The following is a 7,457-nucleotide window of genomic DNA, read 5'->3' on the forward strand; positions in this document are numbered from 1 at the left end:
TTAAGTAAAAATAATTCGTTATAATAATAGATTATTAGCATGGTACATCTTTAAATTAAGTAACAATTATATAGCGAAGATTTTATCGACCATAAACCTAATATATATTATCCTAGCAATAATATATACTAGCTTATTTTAGTTACAAATTTTTACTATCATAAGCTATTTGTTGGCAGTCCGACTATGAGAATCTGCGATAGATTTGATACATTGAATTTAAAAGATTAAAGAACTAACACACTATGACAGATAACCAAGATTTTACCGACCACACACCAATGATGCGCCAGTATCTAAAGTTGAAAGCTGAAAACCCAGATATTTTATTGTTTTATCGTATGGGTGATTTTTATGAGATGTTTTATGAAGATGCCAAACGTGCTTCACAACTCTTAGATATTTCGCTAACCAAACGAGGCTCGTCTAATGGTCAACCTATCCCGATGGCAGGAGTACCTTATCATGCGGTTGAAAGTTACTTAGCTAAACTCATTTCACTTGGTGAATCAGTCGCAATTTGTGAACAAATCGGCGATCCCGCTACAAGTAAAGGGCCGGTTGAACGTAAAATTGTTCGTATTGTTACTCCTGGTACTGTAAGTGATGAATTATTATTAGAAGATCGCAAAGATAACTTGCTTGCTTGTATTTGGCAACAAAAAGAGCACTTTGGTTATGCAACTTTAGATATGAGTTCTGGGCGTTTCTTTGTATTTGAATGTGATAATCCGGAAGCAATGCAAGCTGAATTACAGCGAACCAGCCCAGTTGAGTTACTCTACCCTGAAGACTTTCCATCAATGTATTTAATCGAAAATCGTCACGGATTAAGACGACGCCCAATTTGGGACTTTGATCTGGAAACCGCCAAACAGCAACTTAATTTACAATTTGGTACCAATGATTTAGTTGGTTATGGTGTGGAAGATTGCCATTATGCCTTATGTGCAGCTGGCTGTTTATTGCAATATGTCAAAGATACCCAACGCACAGCCATGCCACATATTCGCTCAATAGTTAAAGAATCTTCAGTTGATTTTGTGGTGTTAGATGCCGCCACTCGCAGAAACTTAGAGATCACCGAAAACCTATCAGGTGGTACTGAACATACTGTTGCTGACGTTTTAGATAAAACCCAAACGGCTATGGGTAGTCGAATGCTTAAACGTTGGTTACACTCGCCAATTCGTAATTTGGCCATTTTAGAAAATCGACAACAAGCCATTAAAGAGTTACAAAATGATGTCACCGACCTTCAACCGCTATTAAAGCAAATTGGTGATCTTGAACGAATTTTGGCAAGATTAGCACTACGAAGTGCTCGGCCACGCGATTTTGCTCGGTTACGTGATGCCTATAACCTTTTACCACAACTTCAGCAATCATTGTCTGAACTTAAGGCACCGGCACTCATTGCATTGCGAGCTAAAATCAATCAATTTGATCAAATAGCCGATCTATTAAATCGAGCAATTATTGAATCACCACCAGTAATTATTCGTGATGGAGGTGTCATTGCTAGCGGTTACAATCAAGAGTTGGACGAACTGCGTGATCTAGCCGATGGTGCAACCAACTATTTAGAACAGCTCGAAATTCGCGAGCGTGAAACTTTAGGCATTGATACATTGAAAGTTGGTTTTAATGCGGTTCATGGTTATTATATCCAAATTAGCCGTGGCCAAAGTCATTTAGCACCAATCCATTATACCCGAAGACAAACACTAAAAAATGTCGAACGCTATATTATTCCTGAGTTAAAAGAGTACGAAGATAAGGTCTTAACCTCAAAAGGCCGTGCATTGGCACTTGAAAAACAGCTTTATGAACAACTGTTCGATCAACTGATACCAGAATTAGCCAATATGCAAACCAGTGCAGATGCTATCGCCGAACTTGATGTACTGACTAATCTTGCTGAACGAGCTCTAACACTCAACTATCATTGCCCAACATTAACCAATCAAACAGGCATTGAAATCAAAGATGGACGACACATTGTGATAGAACAAGTATTACAAAAACCATTTATCGCCAATTCACTATCTCTCTCATCAGATAGACGAATGCTGATTATTACTGGTCCAAATATGGGCGGAAAAAGTACTTATATGCGCCAAGCAGCATTGATCGTCTTACTCGCTTACATTGGCAGCTTTGTTCCAGCGTCTAAAGCGACAATTGGCCCTGTTGATCGTATATTTACTCGAATAGGGGCATCAGATGACTTAGCTTCTGGTCGTTCAACCTTTATGGTGGAAATGACTGAAACCGCTAATATTATGCATAATGCGACACCAAATAGTTTAGTTTTAATGGACGAAATTGGGCGTGGAACGTCAACTTATGATGGTCTGTCACTAGCATGGGCATGTGCTGAAAATTTGGCTAACCAAATCAAAGCGATGACTCTATTTGCTACCCACTATTTTGAACTAACTCAATTGCCAGAACAAATGCTAGGTGTTTATAACATCCATTTTGATGCCATAGAACACGACAATACCGTCGCTTTTATCCATGAAGTCTCAGAAGGTGCAGCTAGTAAGAGTTTTGGTATAGCAGTAGCAGGACTTGCAGGTGTACCGAAAACCATCTTAAAACGCGCTAAACAAAAACTAAAAGAGCTAGAAGTCATCTCTAAACAATCCGCTAATAGCCATATTGAAAGCTCACAACTTACCTTTATTGGCGATGCAGAACCATCAGAAGTCGAACTAGCCCTACAACAGATCGATCCTGATGCACTAACGCCAAAACAAGCATTAGAAACCATTTACCAATTAAAAAAATTACTTTAACTAATCAACAATAATAGTAAATTAATAAAAAAACCGCCATTAAATCAATAATGGCGGTGATAATTTTAGAATTTTGGTTTGGTTTATTTCCAAAATTTCTTTTTGGAGGTTTTACCAATACCCGGATTGAAACTATTAGTTGGATCTAACTCATGGTAAAAGTTTTTTAAATCTGAATTAGCATGATACAAATGGCCAACATTATGTTCAGCTGGATATTGCGCTCCACGCTGATCGAGTATCACCAACATCTCTTCTTCCACTTTTGAACAGTCAGTACCTTTTTTAGCTAAATAGTCTTGATGGAAAACCGAACAGAAAAAATGACCATAATATAATTTATGAATAAAATGTTGACTAATACTTTCGGGCAAGGTTTCAAACCAATCTTTATCATTGCGTCGCAAAGCGATATCTAACGCGACTAAATCCTCAACTGTTTTAGTATGCACATTACGATAAACTGTCGCAGCACCAGCAACGGCAAAACGGTGCAACATTGCTGCTTCGGCTTCCTTATCATTACAACGAAAATAGCTTCCATTACGCTTATTTGTTGGACTATTGGCAAAATAATCCTTTAAAAATGCCTCAGCTTCGGCGATACCATCGTCAGACATTTTCAAAATTAAATGGTGTTCATAACTGTCACGATAATCACGCATTGATTTAGGTAAATGGTTGGGTAACAACTTACACACATTTACCGCAAACCAATCGGAAAAACTGCCAGAAAAAAAAGGTGTTTTTTTCACAATACGATCAACCAAATTCTTAAACGCATACAAACGAGGAATCATATCTGTCCCTAACTTCTTAATTGCCAGGAAAAGATGCTTACCATATACCGCCGCAATATCAAACGCATCACGATGAATATACTCACCAGAAATTGGTAGATTCTTAAAATTACCTAAAATATGACGACGAATATCATCAAGTTCACGAGTATTATTCGTTCCGATATAAAACACCGCAGTGTTTTCTTCTAATGGAAACGTGTCTAACCGTACCGCAAATACCATTAAACGCCCAGCACTACCAGATGCCTCATAATGACGAGCTGGATCGGCATTATATCGAGCCGGTGTATCAGCATCTATCTGTCGCACATGATCGCAATAATGGTGATCATGCCCTAACCCAGCATTTGGGTTAACATCTTTATCGGTATAAACACGATTTTGTAGATTTTGTAATATTTCCTCGGGCGTATCACCTAATTCAATACCTAAATGATTAATCAAATGTAACTGCCCTTGCTCATCCAACTGAGCAAATACTGACATTTGAGTATAAGCCGGCCCCCTTTGAATTAACGCACCACCCGAATTATTACAAATCCCACCTAACACTGAAGCACCAATACATGACGAACCAATTACAGAATGTGGTCCTCGATGATATTTTTTTAGTTCTTTTTCTAAATGAAATAATGTACTACCGGGCAAACAAACGACCTGATCGCCATTTTCAATGACTTGAATTCCATCTAATCGACGAGTGCTTACAATAACTATCGGTCTATCATAATCATTACCATCTGGTGTGGAACCACCCGTTAAACCAGTATTAGCAGATTGGGTTATTACAATAACATCAGCTTCAACACAAGCTTTTAAAACTTGCCATTGTTCTAATAGTGTGCCAGGTATAACCACCGCTAATGCATCCCCTACTCCAAAACGCGCACCTTGGCGATAAAGTAAAGTACGACTAGGTTCAGTTAAGGTATATTTATCACCAACGATACTTTTTAACTTCGCAACAAGATCTGATGTATTATTTACAGTCATTTTGGTTCCCTTATTTAGATTGGAATTAGACAAATATTCAACTCTTTTTGATTATATTATAATCAATGCAATTCATTGAAAAGCGTTCTTTAAGGTTTATAGTATTGAATAAAAAAACTAACACAAAAAGCTAAAAGGAATAAAATGTTATATCAATGACGAAAACAGATCTTAAAATTACTAACACAATTAACTTTTTATTAATTTTCTTTTTAAACTTTCAATAAAGCGATCGTTAATTGTGGATTGATACAGGCCTGGTTGCCAATTTTTTAAAAAATTCACTTGTTTTGGGGTTAGAGAAAGATTAGTTAATAGATCTGTTATTTCTATAGAAGTTAAATCTAACTGTTGCTCTGAATTTAATTCAATATTATTGCTATAATTACAAGTAGTATTTGAATATGTCACTTGTTTCTGTTGTTTAATATTCACATTTTGATTTACTACTAATCCCTCTGATTGAACTATGTTATTAAACCAAAATAGATAAGATGACAGATTAAAATGACCTTCAACCTGATAACCCCATTCTGTTTTAACCGCATTTTTAATACGATAGCTAATCTGACTTTTAGGAAAAGCACAATATATAATAGGTTGATTATTCAATTTTTTAATCATATTACAATTCAATTTAAGATTTTGATTAAACTCCTCATTAAAAATATAAGCTGATTGATTATACATTCTTAAAAAAAAACCTTCATCAAACAAGCTTAAATAATTCTCTCGACAACTTATTGCTAATTTATTTTCTATTAACATGACTAATTTTTACTCATTCTTTCGGCGGGGTAGCGCTAGCGCTACTGCGCCGGATATTTCGATTATGAGGTGCGGACGCTTCGCGTTGGCCCCTCATATAACGAAAACCTTTTTAAATTTATCCCCAAAATACTGCTTAATAAAAGTAAAGTTTACTTAATAAAATATTTATATTTCTTTTAAGGGCTCACACATGCAGCTCGCTCAATTCTTCTTTGCGTCTCTATCGCATTATAAGTTGATACTTTTCCTTCAAAAGGGGATACTCCTAGTGGTAAATTATTATATCGCTTTTTTGATGCCTTAACGGACAAATTTCCACTCCAATAATTATATGAATCCCAATCACTATCTGGATAACCTATACAAACAGCTCGACCATGACCTGCTGAATTCGCTATATTTACTATACATCCCCATTCATTAAATATTCCTCCGATCCATCTACCGCCTTCTATATAGCTTAATTGGCGACGATAATTTCCTTGATATCTATTAGTAATTCCCCCTCGCCAACCAAAATAATCGTTATTACTATTAGTAAAATCATTAGCATCAGGAATACGATAACCCATACTTTTACAATATTTCCTTGCTTTTTCTTGCTCGGCCTTTGCGTCTTCGAGGTTAAGCCTATCATCACCATAATTAACATTTGGTTGAGCTATATACCAACGCATTAGTCTAAACTCATATAATAAGTGACTTTTACCACTATCTGCATACAATCTAAATGTCATAGGCTTAAAACTTTTATCTTTTGAGTTATAGCGTGGACCGTCTAACTTAACTTTTAAGCCTAGTTCTTTTGTACCATAGGTTGAACCATATGATTCACCATTAAAAGAATAAAACCAAGGATGAGTATCTTCTGAACTTAATTTCAATTTAACATTACCACCTTCTACGGAATATACCGTGTCTCCATTTATTGTAATAACCTCTGAAGGAGTAATATTTTTTAATAATAAATAAAAGTATAATCCGTTTGAACCTGTACTTGGAAAATTATTTTTCAATATGGATGATTCCCCTTCATAACTACCACTATTTGTAGCATTCACCACCCTATAACCTTTACTCGTCGTTCCTCTATTAAATGCTGAATCCCAATTTAAACCATCATAATCATTGTTGCCTAGAATACCATCATTAAAAACTAAATTAGGTTGAGTATAGCAAACTATAGGTAGTGATTTTGAGTTCAAATAATAAGTATGACTACTTCCGATAAATTCACTCGTTTTTGGATTTCCATATAGAGAATTCAATTCGCCACTAGTTGAACTAATCGTTAACTTATAAGGTCCATCGCATATATTAAGTGTGGCATTAAGATTATTTTTAACAGTAGAGGTAATGTCTGTAAAAGCATTGTCTGCATTAATATCCGATACGGCAGGATTGCGTATTTCCCATTTCAAACTAATATAGCCACTCGCCGTGGCCAACACTTCTCCCGTTGTCTCATCATAACCATCGCCATCATCATCACCATAGTATTTATAGGGCGATTTTAATAAATCAGTTATATTCACGTTCGGATAATTATTATTACCCAAGTCCGGTAATGGAACAATAGTTTGAATACTAGCAAACGTGTCATCTTCATTAGGTAATTCTATTGGTTTTGTTGGACCTGACTCATCATTTAATGTATTGATAACCCTTCCATCTGACAACTTAATACTCAATAAACTTTCAGTACTATTGGTTTTAGTGATGCCATCATCATAAGTTAAATAAGGTGCACTTCCATGAATTTCATTTACTGTATTTACATTTAAAGCATATGCTGGATTAAGCAAATTTACCAATAATCCAATTATACTAACCATATATAAAAAGAACAATTTTAGGAAAAATAATGATATTTCTGAATCAAATCGCATTGAATGAGAGTTATAGACAAATAACTCTTTAGATGAAGATAATAACTGACTATTCTGAGTTACATAATTTAACTTTTTTTTACTACTTAAGCCACTTAATAGCCCTAACTTTTGGCTGGCTGGCTGGCTGGCTGGCTGGCTGGCTGGCTGGCTGGCTGGCTGGCTGGCTGGCTGGCTGGCTGGCTGGCTGGCTGGCT

At 35.9% G+C, this 7,457-nt stretch carries 4 protein-coding genes; 1 reads left to right on the top strand and 3 read right to left on the bottom strand.

Annotation, left to right across the window (positions count from 1 at the left end):
- The first annotated feature begins 245 nt into the window (after positions 1 to 245).
- Complete coding sequence (gene mutS, locus H3U96_RS09080; RefSeq protein ID WP_086361257.1) at positions 246 to 2,804, top strand: DNA mismatch repair protein MutS; 2,559 nt, start codon at positions 246 to 248, stop codon at positions 2,802 to 2,804.
- An 83-nt stretch (positions 2,805 to 2,887) separates the two neighbouring features.
- Here mutS and dld read toward each other — a convergent pair whose 3' ends face one another.
- The 3 genes from dld to H3U96_RS09095 form a co-directional block, all read right to left on the bottom strand.
- Positions 2,888 to 4,600: a D-lactate dehydrogenase gene (gene dld / locus H3U96_RS09085; RefSeq protein WP_065650905.1), complete on the bottom strand. Its 1,713-nt coding sequence runs from the start codon at positions 4,598 to 4,600 to the stop codon at positions 2,888 to 2,890.
- 189 nt (positions 4,601 to 4,789) lie between these two features.
- Positions 4,790 to 5,368, bottom strand: coding sequence for a hypothetical protein (locus tag H3U96_RS09090; RefSeq protein ID WP_065578334.1), 579 nt, complete (start codon positions 5,366 to 5,368; stop codon positions 4,790 to 4,792).
- Between the two features lie 179 nt (positions 5,369 to 5,547).
- The gene (locus H3U96_RS09095; protein ID WP_232347776.1) at positions 5,548 to 7,050 is read right to left on the bottom strand and encodes a hypothetical protein; all 1,503 of its coding nucleotides are present in this window, start codon (positions 7,048 to 7,050) and stop codon (positions 5,548 to 5,550) included.
- Positions 7,051 to 7,457 lie beyond the last annotated feature (407 nt).

The sequence above is a fragment of the Gilliamella sp. M0364 genome (assembly GCF_016100565.1).
Classification (GTDB): Bacteria; Pseudomonadota; Gammaproteobacteria; order Enterobacterales; family Orbaceae; genus Gilliamella; species Gilliamella apis.

Coding starts and splice junctions, on each gene's coding strand:
- mutS (WP_086361257.1), top strand. CDS start 246: ATGACAGATAACCAAGATTTTACCGACCACACACCAATGATGCGCCAG.
- dld (WP_065650905.1), bottom strand. CDS start 4,600: ATGACTGTAAATAATACATCAGATCTTGTTGCGAAGTTAAAAAGTATC.
- H3U96_RS09090 (WP_065578334.1), bottom strand. CDS start 5,368: ATGTTAATAGAAAATAAATTAGCAATAAGTTGTCGAGAGAATTATTTA.